Below are 17,188 nucleotides of genomic sequence, written 5' to 3' on the forward strand. Positions count from 1 at the left end.
GCGCAAGAGCGCCTTTGCCCACCCTACGCACCGCCATCAAGCCACCGCGCGCTTGCCTATAATCGCAAACCGCAGCTTGCTGGAAATCCAGTCGATCGCGGCCACCGCGACCAGGATCATCAGGATCAGGAACGACACCTTCTGCCATTCCAGCACCCGGATCTGCTCGGCCAGCTGCAATCCAATGCCGCCGGCGCCGACGATGCCGATGATGGTCGCCGAGCGGGTGTTCGACTCGATGAAATAGAGCACCTGCCCTGCGATCACGGGCAGCACTTGCGGCATCAGCCCAAACCGTATTTCGTGCAGCGCATTGCCGCCGGAGGCCCGGATGCCCTCGACCTGCTTCTTGTCGGCGGCCTCGATCGCTTCGGAGAACAATTTGCCGAACGCACCAAAGTCCGCCACCGCAATCGCCAGCACGCCGGCGAAGGGCCCGAGGCCGACGACGTTGATCCAGACCAGCGCCCAGATCAGCGTGTCGACGCCGCGGATCGAATCGAGAAAGCGTCGAACCGGGAAGCGGAAGATACCCGACGGAACGATATTCCTTGCAGCGAGCAGACTGACCGGCAGCGCGAGCAACGCGGCAAGGGTCGTACCCAGCATCGCGATCGACAGGGTTTCACCGAGCGCAACGAGATAGACCGGGAGCGAACCGCCGGGATCGGGCGGGATCATCATCATCGTGATCCAGCCGAGCTGGCTCAACCCGGCCAGCATCCGCGCCGGCGAAAACTCCAGCTCGACCAGCCCGAACACGAAGATCCCGAATGCAGCGAGCAGCATCGCGGGGATCGCGAGACGGGAGGAAGCCGGCCGGTCGAAGACTTCGGGATAGCGGCCGCGCAAATCCCCGGAGTCCGGTGCCAGCAACCGTGTCATGACCGTGCCTCCTTGCCGAACAGCCGCCCGCGCGCCCATCCGGTGCCGATATCGATCAGGAACACGGTGACAATGATCATCAGCAGGATCGCGCTGACGTCGGAATAAAAGAATTTCCTGACGGCGACGACGAGTTCCTGGCCAATGCCGCCGGCGCCGACGAAACCCATCACCGAAGCGCCGCGCACATTGATCTCAAAGCGCAGCAACGTGTAGCTGGCAAAACCCGCCGCGACCTGCGGCACGACCGCAAAGCGTATGCACGATATCCAGCTCGCACCGGTCGATCGCACCCCCTCGACCGGCTTCATGTCGATGTTCTCGACGATTTCGGAATACAGTTTTCCTAGCGCGCCAACCGAATGGATCATGATGGCGATAACCCCGGCCATCGGCCCGAGACCGAACGCAATCACGAAGATCAGCGCGAACACGATGTCCGGAACGGTACGGCAGAACTCCATCAGGCGTCGAATCGTAAACCGCAGCCACGGCGCCGGCGAGGTATTTTCAGCGGCGAGAAAATTGAGCCCAAAAGCGAGGATCGCTCCGGCCAGGGTACCGACATAACTGATCAGGACGGTCTCGCCGAGCAGCGCCAGCCATTTTTTCCAGCCCCAGAACCACTCGCCGATATCGGACCAGACCCGCGCGCCGCTCTCCAGCGTGCCGATGCGGTCGAAGTAGCTGGCGAAATTTCCGATCTTGTTGACGAACGTGACCGGATTCACCTCGGCGCCGATCGCGGCGATGACGAGAACCGCAAAGAATACCGCCGTTGCCAGCGTCATCCGCAGCCGCTTGCGCGCCACCGCCGCACGATAAGCGTCGTTGAGCACCGCGAGTTGCTGGGCGGGAAGGATGGATACGGCTGATGTCATGAAAGGCTGCTGTGCCGGTTATGTCCTGAACGGAAAAGGCCGGGTCGCATGGACCCGGCCTGGTCTCGCTCCGCCGATCGATCAGGACGCCTTCTTCTTGCGAAGATTGTCCACGAACTTGATCAGGTCGATCATGCCGTCCCAATCCTTTGTCGTGGCGGGGTTGAAGGCCTTTTTCTGGCCGTCGGAAAGACGGTCGAACGCGGCCTTGTCCTTGGTCGGTGCATCCGCGAACGCCTTGGCGATGCCGGCCTTCAGGCCGTCCGGAAGGTCCGAATTATAGGCATAGGGCCCATTGAGAATGGGCGCGGACTTATGGACGATCCGGAAATCTTCCTTCTTCATCGCTGTGCCGTCGGCGTTCTTCAGCATGCCCTTGGTGAGCATCTGGGCCAGCGTCGAGTCGTTGTCGGTGGTCCATTGATTGGCGGCGACCTCGACGGTGCCCTGCGTGAGCGCCAGTATGGCGTTCTCATGGCTGCCGCTGAACACGACCTTGCCAAAGTACGTGTCGGCATCGGAGATGCCCAGCTTGTCGAGCTCGAAGCGCGGCACGTTGTTGCCCGACGTCGAATTCGGATCGACCAAAGCGAGATTCTTGCCCTTCAGCTGGTCGATGTTCTTGTACGGGCTCGACGCCTTGACGAAGAAGACCGAGTAGTAACCCGTCGAGCCATCGGCATTGATGTCGTTGGCGAACGCATCGGTCTTGACGCCGGTCATCCGCGCGCGCGCGAACGACGCCGACCCGTAGCTGGCGATATGGATGTTGCCGGAGCGCTGGCCTTCGATGACGGCGGCGTAATCGTTGGCAATGCGCAGCGTGACCTTCACGCCGAGCTCCTTGGAGAGATAGGTGACGAAAGGCGCCCAGCGCTCGGTCACGCCCGAGGCGTTTTCCGCCGGCACGACGGCGAAGGTCAATTCCGGATATTTGCCCTTCCAGTCCTGCGCAGAAGCGCTGGAGGCCGAAAACGCCAGCGCGGCTGCGCCGGCCAGAACGATACGACGATTGATCATGGTGTGCCCTCTTGTTGTGTTACGCATTTTTTAGGCCGTTTGCAGGTTTGCAAGCGGCCGCCCCGTTACAGAAGAAACGCTCAGGCCGCCGCCGCAGTGCCCAGCTCGGGGACGGCAGCACCGCCAGGCGCATGAGCGGGTGCCGCGCCCATGACGTCGTTGGCTTCGAGATCGTAAAGCTCGCGCGCGATGAGGTCGGTCAGCGTCGCCGGCGCCCCGTCGAACACGATGCGGCCCGCGGACATGCCGATCAGGCGGTCGCAATAGGTTCGCGCCAGGTCGAGCGAATGCAGATTGCAGATCACGGTGATGCCGAAATGCTTGTTGATGCGTAGCAGCGCATCCATCACGATCCTCGTGTTGCGTGGATCGAGCGAAGCGATCGGCTCGTCGGCAAGAATGATATCCGGCTCCTGCACCAGCGCTCGCGCGATCGCGACCCGCTGCTGTTGACCTCCGGAGAGCTGGTCGGCGCGCTGGGCTGCAAGCGACGCCATGTCGAACTGCTCGAGCGCCGACATCGCCAGCGCCTTGTCCCGTTCCGGCCAGGTTTGCGTCAGCGAACGCCAGGAGGGGATTTCGGCGAGCCGCCCCATCAGCACATTTGTCAGCACATCGAGCCGGCCGACCAGATTGAACTGCTGAAAGATCATCGCCGAGCGGGCGCGCCACTGCCGCAAATCCTTGCCGCGCAGCGCGGTGACGTCGACGCCTTCGAACAGGATGCGGCCTTCGGAAGGCTCAGCCAGACGGTTGATCATCCGCAGCAGCGTCGACTTGCCGGCGCCGGAGCGGCCGATCACGCCGACGAAGCTGCCGGGCGCGATTGAGAATGACGCATCATCTACCGCGGCTTTTGTGCCGAAACGGCACGTCAAACCTTCCACCACCAGCATGCAATGCTCCAGAATCCCACTCGTGGATCATCGCTAGCGATTGGACTTTACAGTTGTGTGACAATCACGCTGCGGTGCGGCGTCGTCCACACCCTCGTCGCCCACGCAACAACCGTCATGCAACCGTCACGAAGATGTCATCATGCCCGTTGATGAGGTGCCATCGTGACACCATCTTTGTCGCGGAGAGACGCCCGTATGGCCGGCAAAATGCTTTCAGTCGACCCGACCGTCGATCCCACGGCGAAATTGCACGACACCCGGCTCGGTGCCTATTGCGAAGTCGGCGCGCGCACGATCCTGCATGAAGTGTCGATGGACGACTATTCCTACGTCGTCAACGACGCCCAGATCACCTACACTTCCATCGGCAAATTCTGCTCGATCGCGGCGATGACCAGGATCAATCCGGGCAATCATCCGATGCACCGCGCGACGCAGGCGCACTTCACCTACCGGGCCAGCGCCTATTTTCCCGGCGAGAGCGACGACGCCGAGTTCTTCGAATGGCGGCGCGCGCACCACATCCACATCGGCCATGACGTCTGGATCGGGCATGGCGCGATCATCCTGCCCGGCCGCAACGTCGGCACCGGCGCGGTGGTCGCCGCCGGCGCGATCGTGACCAAGGACGTTCCGGCCTACACCATCGTCGGCGGCAATCCGGCGCGGCCGATCAAGCGGCGGTTTTCGGAAGAGGTCGCCGGCCGGCTCGCCGAGCTCGCCTGGTGGAATTGGGACCATGAGACGCTGCGCTGTGCCCTGCCCGATTTCCGCAAGCTCACGGTCGAGGATTTTCTCGCAAAATACGAAGCAGGCGCGGGCTCCGTCCGCGCGCAGATCAGGCATCAGGGTGCAGCATCGTGACTGACGTTTTCATCGAAGGCGGCCGGGCCCTGCTTGGCCACGAAATCCACGAGACCTCGCTGCGGATCGCAGGCCGTGACATCAGCGCCATCGGCGCCGACCAGGGCCGCGCTTCGCTGGGTATCGACGCCGGCGGCTTGCTGGTGTTGCCGGGGATCGTCGACCTTCATGGCGATGCGTTCGAACGGCAGATGATGCCGCGCCCAGGCGTCGACTTCCCGATCGACGTGGCGCTGGTCGACAGCGACCGGCAGGCGATCAGCAACGGCATCACCACGGTCTATCATGGCACGACCTGGTCGTGGGAGCCGGGCCTGCGCTCCGGCGACAACGCAAGGCGGCTGCTGGAAGCGATCGAGTCGATGCGGCCGCAGCTTTCGGCCGACACCCGCTTCCATCTGCGCCACGAGACCTACAATCTCGACGCCGAAGCCGAGATCATCGAATGGCTGTCGGACGGGCGCATCGATTTGTTCGCGTTCAACGACCACATGGATGGGACGGTCGCCAACCTCGACAAGCCGCAAAAGCGCAGCCGCATGGTCGAACGCACCGGGCTTTCGAACGAGGCGTTCGATTTGCTGGTGGCGAGCGTCGTTGGCCGCGCACACGAGGTGCCCGCCTCGATCGCCCGGCTCGCGAAAGCGGCGCGTGACGCCAGTGTGCGCATGCTGTCGCATGACGACGAAAGCCCCGAGATGCGGAAGGCGTTTCGGGCGCAGGGCGTCGGTATCGCCGAGTTTCCGGTCAATGAGGAAACCGCGCGCGAGGCGGCAGAGGCCGGCGACTTCATCGTGTTCGGCGCGCCCAATGTCGTCCGCGGCGGCAGCCATACCGGCTGGACCAAGGCGTCCGACATGATCGCCAAGGGTCTGTGTTCGGTGCTGGCGTCGGACTACTATTATCCGGCGCAGCTCTTGGCAGCGTTCCGCCTTGCTGCCGATGGCGTGCTGCCGCTGGCCGAGGCCTGGCAGCTGATATCGTCAGCCCCAGCCCGTGCCGCCGGCCTCACCGATCGCGGCGTTCTCGCCGCCGGCCAGCGTGCCGACATCATCTTCGTTGATGACAAGGTGCCGTTGCGGCCGCGTGTCGTCGCCGTCATGGCCGCGGGACGGCTGGTGCATCTGACAGAAGCCAACCGTCTGCGCAGTCCCTCAACGGCGCCGCGCAAGACGGTTGCGGCCGCCTGACGCTGCCGAGTCTTTTGTCTTGACGCGTTTTCTTCACGCGAACCGGGCTCCACTTCGCTCGAAAACGCTTTAGTCTGCACCGATGTCGAATTACCCCCGTTACGCGATCTACTACGCCCTGCCGCAGGCCAGCGACCTCAATCGCTTCGGCGCGCGAATGCTTGGCTATGACGCCTATAGCGGCGAAGACCTGCCGTTTCCGGAAGACGTCGCCAGCGTCGCGCCGGATTGGCGCGACCTGACGGCCGATCCCCGCAAATACGGCTTTCACGCCACGCTGAAGGCGCCTTTCTCGCTGGCACAAGGCAGGACGGAAGCCGAACTCCTCGCGGCGTGTGCCGCCTTCGCCGCAACGCCCCGGGCGATTCCGGTCATCAGGCTGGTGGTCGGTTCGATCAGTGGCTTCATCGCCGTGATCCCGGCTGATCCACCGGCGGAACTGATCCGCCTTGCGGCCGATTGCGTCAGCGAATTCGATGCGTTCCGCGCGCCGCTCACCGAAGCGGACCGTGCGCGCCGCAACCCTTCCCGCCTGACATCGGCGCAGCGCGCCCATCTCGACCGCTGGGGCTATCCCTACGTGATGGAAGAGTTTCGATTCCACATGACGTTAACAGGCCGGCTCGACGCAAGCCGCCTGGAGTCCGTTCTGGCGATGCTGAGCAATCGTTTCTCCACGCTCGGCCTCGAGACGCTCGCAATCGACCGGCTCGCGTTATTCCGTCAGGACAGCGCGGATTCCCGCTTCCGGGTCGTCAGGCAATACGTCCTGATGCCAGGCCAGGGTTAGACGCATCCGCCTTTGCCGCTGCGTCAGCCGGATCAGATGTGTTGCGACAGCACTTGCTTCTGCCGTCCATCCGGCCGCGGGTCGATATCCACCGACCATAGATCCCGATTGTCGACATCCTTCAAGGTCACCGTCATGACCTCCGATCGGCCGTCGATATCGACGCGGCCGAAGAACTGCAGTCCGAAACATGGCGCGAGGTTCTCGCCCTGCTCCGCGCTGCAGCCCTTCTGGAACGCCACCGCCGGTCCGAACGTATTGTCCAACGGGGCGGGCGCCCAGGTCCCCGCATGCAGCGGCCCGGAGACGAACTCCCAGAACGGCTCGAAATCCTGAAACACCGCGCGGTTCGGATCGTAGCGATGTGCGGCCGTGTAATGCATGTCGGCCGTCAGCCACACCGTGTTGCTGATCCCCATGCGCTTCATGAAGGACAGCAGATCGGCAATCTCGCATTCGCGCCGCTCCGGCGGACCATCGCCAAGCGCAATCGCATCCTCGCTGATCAATCCGATCGGCATGTCGGCGGCGATGACCTTCCAGGTCGCATCGGACGCCGTGAGTTCGCGCTTCAGCCAGGTCAGTTGCGCCGGACCGAGAATGCAGGTGTCGCTGCGGTCGTCGCGATTATTCCATGTCGAATCGCGGTAGCTGCGCATGTCGACCAGAAAGACGTCGAGCAGCGGCCCATAGGCGACCTTGCGATAGATCCGCCCCGCCTGCCCAGGCAGGTTGCGGATCGGCATGAATTCATGAAACGCGCGGGCCGCCCGCGCCACCAGGTGGGAGCTGCCGTCTTCGGCGTAGCCGGTCTCGTCGGCGGTGCCGATCGGCGCCCAGTCATTGGTGACTTCATGATCGTCCCACTGCGCGAGCATCGGCACTTGCGCGTTGAAGGCGCGCAGATTTTCATCGAGCAAATTGTATTTGTAGTTGGCGCGATACTGCGCGAGGCTGTGGGCAACGACGGATTTGTCTTCGGTGACGATGTTCCGCCACAGGCCTCCGTCCGGCAGCTTCAATTCGGCTTCGATCGGACAGTCGGCGTAGATGTGATCGCCGGAATGAATGAAGAAGTCCGGGCGGTTTTCGAGCATGGTCTTGTAAGTCCGCATGCCGCCGCGGGCGGGATCGATGCCCCAGCCCTGGCCGGCGGTATCGCCCGACCACACGAACGAGACCGCGCGTCGCGCCACCGGTGCGGTACGGAAATGACCGACCTGTGCTTCTCCCGAAATCCCGGACTCGCCGATATCAGCAAAACGCACCCGGTAGAAAATACCCTGCCCCGGCGGAAGGCCCTCGAGCAAAAGCTTCGAGGTGAAGTCATGCTCGGGCAGCGCTTCCGACGATGCGACGCGAAGGATGGACTTGAAACTCTCGTCGATCGAGCACTCCACCTGCATGCGCGCGGCCCGATCGGCTCTTGCCCATATCACCGCGGAATCGGCCGAGACGTCGCCCGACGCGATCCCGCTGGCGATATGCGGACGATCCGCGGCGCGGCTGAGATAAGGTCTGGCAACACTTCCCAATGCTGCGACCGCTGCGGTGGATGCGGACCGAACCAGCAATTGACGTCTGGTCAAGCCTTGTCCGGTCAGGCCTTGCTTCGCGCGTATTCCAATCGGCATTCAAAGCATCCTCGTCGAATCGCGACGAAGGGTGCCCGTCCAAATTGACCGCAGCCCGAAGGTTTTGCGACAGTCGGATGAACCGCGCGGCAGCTACAGAATGAAGGTATTCGCAATCTCAGCGGTGAAAAGATCGCCGTCGGTTGCTGAGCGGATGTGCGGATGTGTGGATGTGTGGGGAGGTAGACGAGGCCCGGAGTGCCTAGGAGTCCGGGCCTCGTGAGCCTCCAGTGGAAGGCGTTCACTGTGATGAGCGAACGCCCTGCCCCCCGCTGTTAGCGAGGCCGTTATAGATTGCGAAGCCGCGTGCCGCTAACCCGGACGAATACGGATGTTCAGATGACGATCATCGTGCGCTGCGTGAGAGGACCGCGAACACAAAGGTTGCTAAACGCATCGCCGCACGCCTTGTGTCGCCAGGAGCATTTCAAATGAAGACGATTTTATCCGCGTTGATCGTGCTTGGACTAACGCTCGCCGCCGCGCCCGCCTTGGCCGCCGACAACCGCAACGTTTCGGTCATCAACGAGACCGGCTATGCGATCAAGTTTCTGGGTTTCAATTCGCCCGATGACGGCCTCGACGAATGGGAGAACGAACTCGACAAGACCCTGAAGAACCAGGACACCGCTTACGTCGAATTCGATGAGGACGAGGACGAAGACGGCTGCGTCTGGAACATCAAGGTGGATTGGGCGAATTACGATGAATCGGTGGTCTGGAAGAACGTCAATCTGTGCAAATTCAACGTGCTCAGGCTGCGCTACGATTCCGGAACCAAGACGACGTCATTCATCGCGGAGTAATCGATTGGTCGCGTGAGGCCGCCAAGATCGCGCGCAAAGATCGCGCACCGGCGCAGCGGTGCATTAAACGCAGGCAGCATTGCTCACAAAATCGTCTTGCCCGGGACTGTTCGATAGGGCTGATTTGGTATGGGTCCTTGGCGCGACACCTGGGCACCGCCCGGCCTCGCACCATCTTTCCCATACGCCCCCGCCGATCCTCAGGGCCGGCGGGGGTTTTCATGTTGAGGGGGCAGGATCGGCACCGGTCGGCAAGAATGCCGTGCCCTTGGGTAAGCCCCACGCATCGCAATCAAGCCTGCCGGCCGAACATTCTGGAAGAGAATCGGCCATAAAGCGTTGAACTTGCGTCCCGTTCTGAATCGGAAACCGCATTCCGTGAGGCGAAACATGCATTGTCCGCATTTTCCCTGGAATAAATGGCCCCGCGCGGTGTTCCGGCCTCCGATGCTGGAATTTGTCATCTTCAAGCGCCGCCGGAACTTTTGCTGGCAAGTGCGCGATCAGAGCGGGAAAATGATTGCAGGCGGACGGGAGAAAACCCGGCCCGCCGCCCGCTACCACGCGTATCGCGCCTTGTTCCTTGTGCTTTCCACCGGCTGGAAGGCGAGCGATCTGCAACCGCACTAAAGCGTTTTCCAGCGAACGAACCCCCGGTTCGCGTGAAGAAAACGCGTCGGAACAAGAATCTAGAGCCCGTTCCTATTCCATCGGAACGAAGAAGGCTCTAGGCGCGACGCACGGCATTGCCTCGCAACGCGCCGCTAGCAGCCCCGACAGATCCCGGTGAACGTGCTGGTCTCAACCCGGCCGCGCGGGCGCAAGGGCGGCCTCTTTGACCTTGCCTGGCGCGGGACGGTGATCCGTTGTGACGCGCCTGCATAGGGCGGCACGAACACGCGCGAACCCGAGGGCGACGCGTTGACCGAACCGGAGCCGGTGATCGGCACCATCGTGTTGGTGCCGGGCGGCGGGATCCGGGCGGCGTTTCCGATACCGCTGGGGTCGCCGACCACGCTGGGATTGGCCGGACCATAGGGGATGCCGCTGATCGCCGAATTGCCCGCACCGGCCGAGCCGGCGGGCGGCGGAAACTGCGCGAACGCGCTGCCAGGCACGATCAGACTGACCAGCACCGCAAAACGAACAAGCGCCGAATGGCCGGGCATTGGATCTCCAGGGAAAGCTCTGGGCAAAACGTTTATGTGGGGTGCCCGTTCCGGAGTTGAAGATCGCGTCCGTCGTTTCCCGGAGTAGGTTTCCGTTAACGAATCAGACCTAACTAGGCGGCGATCACATCCGGAGATTCGGCGGCATGAACCAGCCCGTAATCCTTGATAATGATATCCGCGCCCTGCAGGAATGGCTGCGCTTGGCTTGGCAACAACTGGCCGATCCCTCACTCACCACCTTTACGCGCCGCGAACTGCGCAATCAGATGAAGCAATGCAGCGCCGACCTGCGAACCCAGCTTCAATTGGCAGCGACGCGTCTGTCACAGCCGGTCAAAGAGCAGCCCCGCACCCCCGGCAGGCCGGAGCTTCGCATCTGACTTGACCCTGTCCGTTTCGGGGTCACGTGCCAACCGGCGGCGCGCGGGCCTGATCGGACGCGCGGATTGCAAGGTGAAGTCGGCCAGAAAGCTGCCAATGACGAGAGTGACAGTTTTCTCGGCGGCCTTGTGCGCGCTGCTCGCGACGTCGGCATCGGCCCAAAGTCCGGCCCCCACGGCGTTCAAGGTGATCTCGCCGATCTTCGGTCAACTCGTCATGTTCAGCTTGCCCGCCAGTTTCGCCACGGTGTTCGAGAACACCAAAGGGACGAATTATGTCCGCGAGGCCGTGCTGAAGGGCGAGACGGTCAAGAGCTGGACCCAGATGATCACGGTGACCGGCGCCAAGGGGGCCGCCGGCAACGCCGGGGGTTCGCCGGAGCGCTTTGCGGGCTCGATGGTCGGTGGGTTCAAGTCGGCCTGTCCCGACACCTTCGCAGCGCAAGGGTTTGGCCCGGCCAAATTCGGCGATCAGGATGCGTATGTCGCGGTGGCAAGCTGCGGCCGGGTCGAAACCAGCGCCGACAAGCACAGCGAAACCACGCTCATCGTCACCGTCAAAGGCAGCGCCGATTACTACACGGTGCAATGGGCCGAACGCGCGCCGGCGGCAGGGCGAAGCGCAATTGACGAGACCAAATGGCTGGCGCGGTTGCGCCAATTGCAGCCGATTCGTGTCTGTCCGATCGTGCCCGGCGAGCCCGCGCCCTACCCGAGTTGCGCCAGCAGGAACTGACCGCGGCCTCGGCACGCCGACTTGCCCGGCGCGGCCTTTCGTTGATAACCCTGACTGTTGATAACCCGGACTTGCCGACCCCTGTGGCGAGACTGACGGCTTTGGTGTGCTATCCGCATATCGGCCTGACTAACGACGGACAGAACATATGCGGATCACCCTCGTCGGCTCCCGCCATTTCGGCGTGACGACCTTCACCATGCTGCGCGAACACGGGGTCGAAATCGCGAGGATCGTCGTCCACGACAACGAAGACCGGCTGGCCGCCGCGGCAAGGGCCGCTGGCGTTGAGGTCGTCGTGCAGGCCGACGCCAGATTCGTCACAGCGGCGGAAATCGCCCCCGACAGCGACCTGATCGTGACCGCCCACAGCCACGCCCGTATCACCCGCGAGGCGCTGGCCGTCGCCAAGCTCGGCGGTATCGGCTACCACCCCTCGCTGCTGCCCCGGCACCGCGGCATTGCCGCGGTCGAATGGACCATCAAGGAAGGCGATCCGATCGCCGGCGGCACCATCTACCACCTCGCCGACCGGATGGACGCCGGCGCGATCGCGGCGCAGGAGTGGGTTTTCGTCAAGAAGGGCGAGACCGCACGCGAGCTTTGGGAGCGCGCGCTGGCTCCCCTCGGCCAAAAGCTGCTTGGCGAAGTCATCGATTACGCCAGGATCCACAAGACCCTGCCCGCCCGGCCCCAGGACGAGCAATTCGCCACCCTCGCGCCAAAGCTTTCCGACGCCAAGCACTGACCAAAAGGGGGAATATCCGGCAGTTTCAGCCAGTTAAGCATTCCGGCCCCGAATCATGGCCCGAACAAGGGCCCATTATACGCTTTTAATCGTTCCGAGGCCGGAACCGGATTCACCTTGATGTGTTTGAGTTGTTAGGAACTTTCTGCGTTATTGCGGCGCACCAAAGTTTGAACACATTGTGACCGGATAACGCGCTCATCACACACAATTCGGGGATTTCATCCATGCGTTCCAACCGCATCAGCAAGCTGTTTTTGACTTCGTTTCTTGCCACCGCTGCCTTCGCGGCCGCTCCCGCCGCCGCCCAGCAGCCCTATGACGGGCTTTGGCAGGTTACCGTTGTCACCAAAACCGGCACTTGCGATGCGCGCACCGCCTCAACCGTCACGGTCAGCGACGGTAAGGTAACGGGGTCCGGCGCCCCGGTTTCCGGTACCGTGAGTTCCGGGGGACTTGTGCGAGTCTCGATCAATGGTGCATATGCGAACGGTCAACTCAGTGGCAACTCCGGATCGGGGAAATGGAATGGGGCATCAGCTGGTGTACCGTGTAGCGGTCGATGGGAAGCGTCCCGTCAGTAAGACAAGCCGAACATCAGAATTCTTCGCCTACCCGCGGCGGCTGACAATTGCAGCCGTCGCGTTTTTTATGACTTCACTTGCAGCCCCAGCAAGTTACGCCCAGTCCTCCGGGCCCTACGCCGGCATGGCCGGCAAGTGGGCCGGCGCCGGCACCGTCACGCTGGACGACGGATCGAACGAACGCATCCGCTGCCGCGCGGTTTATGACGTTGCGGGCCCCAAGATGGACATGAGCCTCACCTGCGCCAGCGACGCCTACAGGTTTAATCTGACGGCCAACGTGGTCGACCAGGGCGGCGCGATTGTCGGACAGTGGAGCGAAACCAGCCGCGGCATCACCGGCAGCCTGCAGGGCCGCGGCGGCGGCGGCAACTTCCAGGTCACGGCCGTCACCGCCGGCTTCAACGCAAACATCGCGCTCAAGACAGCCGGCAACAAGCAGTCCGTCAGCATCCGGGCCGACAGCCAGTTCCGCGCCGCCAACATTTCGCTTTCGAAGTAAACCGCAGCGGTCCGCCCGCCCTGCCCCGAATACCAAATCGCCCGCTGAAGAGCGGGCGATTTTCGTTATGAACGGAATTTGCGGTGACTAGCCTGTTTTGGGCGTCCCCAGCCTCGCAGCAGTATCCTTGATGGTCTTTGCGATCAGCAGGGCCTGTTCCTTGTTGAAGGCAAAATCCTGCACCCCGTTATGGGTCGTGAGCGACAGCACCATGATGTCGGGTTGCGCTTCGGGCCAGCCGGTTGCGAAGGCCGTCACGAAACTCGCTGAAGTCGATCGGGCTTCTGAGGTCGAGCGGTTGGTCATGATCTATGTTTCCTGTGGTGTTCGAGCGCGCCTTAAGTCCGAGTCAGGACTTGGGACTTAAGACTTGGGCACGTAAGCGGTGACTTCGAGTTCGACCTTGGCCCTGGCATCGACCAGTCCGTCGATATAGAGCAGCGTCGATGGCGGGAAGTTGCGACCGAGCGTCTCCTTCCAGGCCGCGCCGATGCCGGCGCCGGCCGCTTCATATTCGCTGCGGCTGGTCAGATACCAGGTCAGGCGAACGATATGTTCGGGACCAGCCCCTGCCTCGCCAAGCAGCTTGATGACCCGCTTCAGAGCCGTGCCGACCTGGGCGGCCATGTCGGGGTGATAATCGCCCTTCTCGTCGCCGCCGGTCTGGCCGGCCAGCACGATCCATTTGCCGGGACCATCGACCTCGACACCGTGTGAAAAGCCGCGGGGTTTCGACCATTCGGCCGGTTGTAGGATACGCATGGATAAGTCCTCCTGAGACGGGCCGATCCTTAGCACCGATCCGGCACGGCCTCCCACAGCGAAATTGGCGTCCACGCATCGCTGCGTCCGCAGATTTGCACGTTGCAAATCGGCGAGCGCTCGCCGATACCCGCCTGCCCCTCTAAGTCAGCCCAACTCAGCCGCGAGCGCATGGACCGCACACCTTCCAAATCACTGGCCGCGCTGTGGATGTCGGGCTGGCTCGCATTGATGCTGATTATCGTGGTCGCTGGCCGCGAGGCGATGCGGGAATTGAATGTGTTCCAGCTGATGGAGATGCGCACCATCCTCGGGTTCTTCATGCTGTATCCGCTGATCCGGGCCAGCGGCGGGTTCTCGGTGTTGAAGACCGCGCGGCTGCACCTGCATGTCGTGCGCAACATCATTCACTACGGCGCGCAACTCGGCTGGTTCTTCGCGCTGACGCTGATCCCGATCGGTCAAGTCGTTGCGATCGAATTCACGATGCCGATTTGGACCGCCATCCTGGCGGCAATGTTTCTCGGCGAACGCATGACGGTGTGGAAGGTCGCCGCCATTGTGCTCGGACTCGTAGGCGTCGTGATCATCGTTCGTCCCGCCACCGGCGAGGTCAATCCGGGACAATTGATTGCGCTCGCCGCCGCCGTGGGCTTCGGCGTTTCGGTCGCGATGGTGAAGTCGCTGACCCGCACCGAGCAGGCGGTCGCGATCATCTTCTGGATGCTGGTGGTGCAATCGGTGGCCGGATTTTTTCCCGCGCTCTATGTCTGGAAGTGGCCCCCGGCCTATATCTGGGGTTGGGCGGCAGTGATCGCGTTTTGCGGCACATTCTCGCATTACTGCATGGCGCGGGCGTTGCGGCACGCCGATGCAACGGTCGTGATCCCGATGGATTTCCTGCGGGTTCCCTTAACCGCCACCGCGGGCTGGCTGATCTATGCGGAGCGGCTCGACCTGTTCACCGTGCTCGGCGCCATCCTGATCCTGGCCGGAAATCTGCTGAACTTGCGCGCGACAAATCCGGTTCCCGCGCGGGCAGCAAGCTGAATTGGGATTTTACCCACCAAATTGTGATCTGGATCTCATGAGATCTTGGATAGATTCAATACCTTAAGAGGGAATCGCACGGCTACCGGATCTGGGCAGGCGGCCCATTTTTCTGGCGCAGTGTGTATTTTTTTCGTGTAACCTGCGGCCAACGTTGCCGCCGAAATCTTTTTCGATTCTGCCAGGGGGATTTTTCTGATGCGCTTCCCAACCCTTGTCCTTTCCCTGATCTGCATGGTCTTCACCGCCGGCGCCGCCAGCGCCGAGAGGCGGGTTGCCTTCGTGGTCGGGAACGGCACCTACAAGCACGTCGCCGCGTTGCCCAATCCATCGATCGACGCGAAGGCGATGGCGGCCGCGTTGCGCAACGTCGGTTTTGAAGTGGTGGAAGGCTCCAACCTGACCCGCGACAAGATGACGGAAAAGCTGCTCGATTTCGGCAAGAAGGCGCAGGGCGCCGACGTGGCCGTGTTCTTCTACGCCGGCCACGGCATCGCCGTCGGCGGCACCAATTACCTGCTGCCGATCGACGCCGACATCAAATCGGAAATGGACGTCAAGCTTGGCGCAGCCATCAATATCGACCTCACGCTCGACCAGACCATGAGCGATGCCAAGGTCAAGCTGGTGCTGCTCGATGCCTGCCGCGACAATCCTTTCGCCGCCAAGATCAAGTCCAACGCGCCGTCGACCCGCAGCGTGTCGGTGCAGACCGGCCTTGCCGAAATGAAATCCGGCGAAGGCACGCTGATCGCGTTTGCGACCGGCCCCGGCCAGACCGCGCTTGACGGCAAGGAAGGCGGCAACAGCCCGTTCACGCGCGCGCTGCTCGCCAACCTCACCCAGCCCGGCGTCGAGCTTCAGCAAGCGATGACCAAGGTCCGCGCCCAGGTCCAGGAAGAAACCAACAAGGGTCAATTGCCCTGGGGCAACACCAATCTGACCGGTGCGGTTTACCTGAACGGTGCTCCCGCGCCTGCCGCGCCCGGAACCGCGCCGGCGGTGGCCGCCGCCGCACCGGGCAGCGACGTCGAGCTCGAGTTCTGGCGCTCGATCAAGGATTCGAGCAAGCCGGAAGAGCTCAACGCTTACGTGGCCCAGTATCCCAACGGTCAGTTCAAATCGCTGGCGCTAGCGCGGATCGCCTCCCTTGAGAGCAAACCGGACAACGCCACGCGCAACCTGACCGCCGGAATCGATCCGGCGACGTTCAAGGACGAAGCGAACCAGACCACCGAGGATCAAATTGGCCTCGACAAGGGCCAGCGCCGCGACGTCCAGCGCCGCCTGAACGGTCTCGGCTTCGACACCAAGATGTCCGGCACCTTCGATGCACCGACCCGAGCCGTGATCACGCGCTGGCAGGCCGCCCGCGGCTACCCCAAGAGCGGCTACCTCAACAGGCTGCAACACAAGGCCCTGTTGACCGAGATCGTGGCAGCGGCGCCGACCGCGAGTTCTGAGGAGGAGCGGCCGAAGCGCCGCGCTACCAGCGGTGGCGGCCAGCAGCAGGCACAACCTCAGCCTCAACGCCAGTATCAGAGTAATCCCGATCCGGCCGGTGCCGGCCGTTTCATCGGCGGCGTCGTCGGCGGCATGCTGCGATAGGCGCTCAAAGACAATTCACGGCAAAAAGCCCGGGTTCATCCCGGGCTTTTTCATTCGGAGCTGGGGTTGGACAGCCCCAGGCAATCCGCGCGGCCTTCGGCAAGCTTGACGAATTTGTCACCGCCCGACGTCAGCCGGCACATCTCCACTTCCTTGCCCGCGGGCACCGACTTGGCACAGGTAATCTGCGGATTGTTGTCGTATTTGGTGGTCGAGAATCTGCACGTGACGATGCAGGAAGCGTGGCTGGCGAGCGGGTTCGTCATCGAGATGCTGGCGATCTCCTCGCCCGGCAGGATCGTGCAGGTGAACGGCGCCTGATCCGCCATCGCCGGATCGGCGAGGCCGCCGCCGATCGCCAATCCGAGGCAGCTCAGGACAACCAGCCGGAAGCGGGCCAGGACGGGACGCATTCGCGTGTATCTGTTCCGAGGGGCTATTTGCCGGCGGCCTTGCGCAACGCCGCGTTGATCCGGTCCTGCCAGCCGGCGCCGCCTTCCTGGAAATATTCGAGCACATCCTGGTCGATGCGCAGCGACACCAGTTCCTTCACGCCGGGAAGCGCCGTCGGCTTCGGTGGCGCCTCCACCACTTTGGTGGTGGTGCGCTTGAACGCCGCCTCGGCTTCGCTGCGGGCGTCGTTCAGGGTCCTCGGCCGTCTCGGCTGGTCCGCCATC

22 protein-coding genes are annotated in these 17,188 nt (G+C 62.8%); 12 read left to right on the top strand and 10 right to left on the bottom strand.

The features are described from left to right. Positions 1–36: 36 nt before the first annotated feature. From phnE (ABIE49_RS01140) to phnC, 4 genes are all read right to left on the bottom strand, one after another. On the bottom strand, positions 37–885 hold the full coding sequence (gene phnE / locus ABIE49_RS01140; RefSeq protein ID WP_192736067.1) for a phosphonate ABC transporter, permease protein PhnE: 849 nt from the start codon (positions 883–885) through the stop codon (positions 37–39). Next, positions 882–1,766 (bottom strand): phosphonate ABC transporter, permease protein PhnE, encoded by an 885-nt coding sequence (gene phnE, locus ABIE49_RS01145; RefSeq protein WP_192736068.1) that lies wholly within the window; start codon positions 1,764–1,766, stop codon positions 882–884. The genes phnE (ABIE49_RS01140) and phnE (ABIE49_RS01145) overlap by 4 nt, the downstream gene beginning before the upstream one ends. Positions 1,767–1,847: 81 nt before the next feature. Next, on the bottom strand, positions 1,848–2,786 hold the full coding sequence (phnD, locus tag ABIE49_RS01150; protein WP_192736069.1) for a phosphonate ABC transporter substrate-binding protein: 939 nt from the start codon (positions 2,784–2,786) through the stop codon (positions 1,848–1,850). An 80-nt stretch (positions 2,787–2,866) separates the two neighbouring features. Continuing rightward, complete coding sequence (gene phnC, locus ABIE49_RS01155) at positions 2,867–3,682, bottom strand: phosphonate ABC transporter ATP-binding protein (RefSeq protein ID WP_192736070.1); 816 nt, start codon at positions 3,680–3,682, stop codon at positions 2,867–2,869. A gap of 198 nt (positions 3,683–3,880) precedes the next feature. Between phnC and ABIE49_RS01160 the strand changes: the two genes are divergently transcribed. The 3 genes from ABIE49_RS01160 to ABIE49_RS01170 all read left to right on the top strand — a co-directional run bounded on the left by ABIE49_RS01160 (position 3,881) and on the right by ABIE49_RS01170 (position 6,529). Next, positions 3,881–4,549 carry a transferase hexapeptide repeat family protein gene (locus ABIE49_RS01160; RefSeq protein WP_192736071.1) on the top strand — a complete coding sequence of 223 codons (669 nt, stop codon included), beginning with the start codon at positions 3,881–3,883 and terminating at the stop codon, positions 4,547–4,549. Then, complete coding sequence (locus tag ABIE49_RS01165) at positions 4,546–5,739, top strand: alpha-D-ribose 1-methylphosphonate 5-triphosphate diphosphatase (protein WP_192736072.1); 1,194 nt, start codon at positions 4,546–4,548, stop codon at positions 5,737–5,739. Before ABIE49_RS01160 ends, ABIE49_RS01165 begins: the two co-directional genes overlap by 4 nt. Positions 5,740–5,821: 82 nt before the next feature. After that, positions 5,822–6,529: a DUF1045 domain-containing protein gene (locus tag ABIE49_RS01170; protein ID WP_192736073.1), complete on the top strand. Its 708-nt coding sequence runs from the start codon at positions 5,822–5,824 to the stop codon at positions 6,527–6,529. A gap of 32 nt (positions 6,530–6,561) precedes the next feature. On the opposite strand, the gene ABIE49_RS01175 is transcribed toward ABIE49_RS01170, so the two are convergent. Then, positions 6,562–8,163: an alkaline phosphatase D family protein gene (locus tag ABIE49_RS01175; RefSeq protein WP_192736074.1), complete on the bottom strand. Its 1,602-nt coding sequence runs from the start codon at positions 8,161–8,163 to the stop codon at positions 6,562–6,564. A 431-nt stretch (positions 8,164–8,594) separates the two neighbouring features. Between ABIE49_RS01175 and ABIE49_RS01180 the strand changes: the two genes are divergently transcribed. Together ABIE49_RS01180 and ABIE49_RS01185 are read left to right on the top strand one after the other, a co-directional pair. After that, positions 8,595–8,969: a hypothetical protein gene (locus tag ABIE49_RS01180; protein ID WP_192736075.1), complete on the top strand. Its 375-nt coding sequence runs from the start codon at positions 8,595–8,597 to the stop codon at positions 8,967–8,969. Between the two features lie 447 nt (positions 8,970–9,416). Continuing rightward, positions 9,417–9,599 carry a hypothetical protein gene (locus ABIE49_RS01185; protein ID WP_192736076.1) on the top strand — a complete coding sequence of 61 codons (183 nt, stop codon included), beginning with the start codon at positions 9,417–9,419 and terminating at the stop codon, positions 9,597–9,599. A 134-nt stretch (positions 9,600–9,733) separates the two neighbouring features. Here ABIE49_RS01185 and ABIE49_RS01190 read toward each other — a convergent pair whose 3' ends face one another. Next, positions 9,734–10,138 (bottom strand): hypothetical protein, encoded by a 405-nt coding sequence (locus ABIE49_RS01190; protein WP_192736077.1) that lies wholly within the window; start codon positions 10,136–10,138, stop codon positions 9,734–9,736. Positions 10,139–10,284: 146 nt separating this feature from the next. On the opposite strand from ABIE49_RS01190, the gene ABIE49_RS01195 reads away from it, so the two are divergent. The 5 genes from ABIE49_RS01195 (at position 10,285) to ABIE49_RS01215 (ending at position 13,091) form a co-directional block, all read left to right on the top strand. After that, the gene (locus ABIE49_RS01195; RefSeq protein ID WP_192736078.1) at positions 10,285–10,521 is read left to right on the top strand and encodes a hypothetical protein; all 237 of its coding nucleotides are present in this window, start codon (positions 10,285–10,287) and stop codon (positions 10,519–10,521) included. Positions 10,522–10,618: 97 nt separating this feature from the next. Continuing rightward, on the top strand, positions 10,619–11,257 hold the full coding sequence (locus ABIE49_RS01200) for a hypothetical protein (protein WP_192736079.1): 639 nt from the start codon (positions 10,619–10,621) through the stop codon (positions 11,255–11,257). Between the two features lie 148 nt (positions 11,258–11,405). Continuing rightward, the gene (locus ABIE49_RS01205) at positions 11,406–12,005 is read left to right on the top strand and encodes a formyltransferase family protein (protein ID WP_192736080.1); all 600 of its coding nucleotides are present in this window, start codon (positions 11,406–11,408) and stop codon (positions 12,003–12,005) included. A 227-nt stretch (positions 12,006–12,232) separates the two neighbouring features. After that, positions 12,233–12,589: a hypothetical protein gene (locus ABIE49_RS01210; protein ID WP_354066534.1), complete on the top strand. Its 357-nt coding sequence runs from the start codon at positions 12,233–12,235 to the stop codon at positions 12,587–12,589. Beyond that, a complete protein-coding gene (locus ABIE49_RS01215) occupies positions 12,534–13,091 on the top strand; it encodes a hypothetical protein (RefSeq protein ID WP_502915855.1) in 558 nt (185 codons plus the stop codon). Before ABIE49_RS01210 ends, ABIE49_RS01215 begins: the two co-directional genes overlap by 56 nt. Positions 13,092–13,178: 87 nt before the next feature. On the opposite strand, the gene ABIE49_RS01220 is transcribed toward ABIE49_RS01215, so the two are convergent. Together ABIE49_RS01220 and ABIE49_RS01225 are read right to left on the bottom strand one after the other, a co-directional pair. Beyond that, positions 13,179–13,397, bottom strand: coding sequence for a hypothetical protein (locus ABIE49_RS01220; protein ID WP_192736082.1), 219 nt, complete (start codon positions 13,395–13,397; stop codon positions 13,179–13,181). Positions 13,398–13,454: 57 nt separating this feature from the next. Then, complete coding sequence (locus ABIE49_RS01225) at positions 13,455–13,853, bottom strand: RidA family protein (protein ID WP_192736083.1); 399 nt, start codon at positions 13,851–13,853, stop codon at positions 13,455–13,457. Positions 13,854–14,024: 171 nt separating this feature from the next. On the opposite strand from ABIE49_RS01225, the gene ABIE49_RS01230 reads away from it, so the two are divergent. Together ABIE49_RS01230 and ABIE49_RS01235 are read left to right on the top strand one after the other, a co-directional pair. Further along, the gene (locus ABIE49_RS01230) at positions 14,025–14,903 is read left to right on the top strand and encodes a DMT family transporter (protein WP_192736084.1); all 879 of its coding nucleotides are present in this window, start codon (positions 14,025–14,027) and stop codon (positions 14,901–14,903) included. A 198-nt stretch (positions 14,904–15,101) separates the two neighbouring features. Beyond that, positions 15,102–16,511 carry a caspase family protein gene (locus ABIE49_RS01235; RefSeq protein ID WP_192736085.1) on the top strand — a complete coding sequence of 470 codons (1,410 nt, stop codon included), beginning with the start codon at positions 15,102–15,104 and terminating at the stop codon, positions 16,509–16,511. 50 nt (positions 16,512–16,561) lie between these two features. Here the strand turns inward: ABIE49_RS01235 and ABIE49_RS01240 are convergent, their stop codons facing one another. Then, on the bottom strand, positions 16,562–16,924 hold the full coding sequence (locus ABIE49_RS01240; protein WP_354066535.1) for a hypothetical protein: 363 nt from the start codon (positions 16,922–16,924) through the stop codon (positions 16,562–16,564). A gap of 23 nt (positions 16,925–16,947) precedes the next feature. Further along, positions 16,948–17,187: a BrnA antitoxin family protein gene (locus tag ABIE49_RS01245; RefSeq protein WP_192736086.1), complete on the bottom strand. Its 240-nt coding sequence runs from the start codon at positions 17,185–17,187 to the stop codon at positions 16,948–16,950. Position 17,188 lies beyond the last annotated feature (1 nt).

The organism is Bradyrhizobium sp. OAE829 (assembly GCF_040546575.1).
Classification (GTDB): domain Bacteria; phylum Pseudomonadota; class Alphaproteobacteria; order Rhizobiales; family Xanthobacteraceae; genus Bradyrhizobium.